Origin of the sequence: Ruminococcus flavefaciens, from assembly GCF_900108555.1 — a bacterium.
In the GTDB taxonomy this organism is placed as follows: domain Bacteria; phylum Bacillota; class Clostridia; order Oscillospirales; family Ruminococcaceae; genus Ruminococcus; species Ruminococcus flavefaciens_P.
In genome coordinates this window covers 1-667 of sequence record NZ_FNWV01000012.1, presented here as the reverse complement: position 1 = coordinate 667, position 667 = coordinate 1, and the positions used below count along the sequence as shown (strand labels likewise).

The following is a 667-nucleotide window of genomic DNA, read 5'->3' as shown; positions in this document are numbered from 1 at the left end:
TTCTGGTTCTGCTGCTGGTTGTTATTCTGGTTCCAGTCGTTGCTCTGCTGCTGACCGCCACCGCCGCCTGCACCTTCTGTAACAGTTACGCTCTTAACGTTTGCAGAACCGTTTGATCTGTAACCTTCGATGTTAAGAGATACCTCGTAAAGTGTACCTGACATATCGAGACCTGCCTTTTCCCAAGCCTCGAAGTGCTTGGATACGTCGATAGTACCCTTCATGTAGTTAGTCTGATTGTTAGCTGAACCACTTGTTGTACGAACGCTCCAGTACTGTGGGAATGTTGCTGTACCGTCAAGTGATGGCTGGTTGTAACGCATTGACTTGCGGATATCGTATGTATTGCCGTTAAGAGTTACTGTACCCTTATTTTCTCCGTCATTTCCGGGTGGTCTCCAGTCGCCCCAGCCTTCTACGATATAGTATTCCATAAGAGGATTTCTTGTCCATCCGTAAACGCACATATAAGAATTTCCTCTTGGTGTGTATTCTACATCATAAGTGAGAACGATGTTGCCGAAAGCCTTGTAATTCTTCTTCTGGCTGTCGTAGTTCTTACCCATACGTGCGAGGAAGTTCTCAATGTTGCTCCATGAGCAGGTGAAAGAACCTGCACCGGGATTCATTGATGCCTGTCCCTGACCGTTCTGGTTCCACATCTCGT

1 protein-coding gene is annotated in these 667 nt (G+C 46.9%); it reads right to left on the bottom strand.

The window, feature by feature from the left end:
* Positions 1-667, bottom strand: a 667-nt coding sequence (locus tag BLW60_RS13465; protein WP_175460947.1) for a glycoside hydrolase family 11 protein, incomplete at both ends; no start/stop codon positions are given.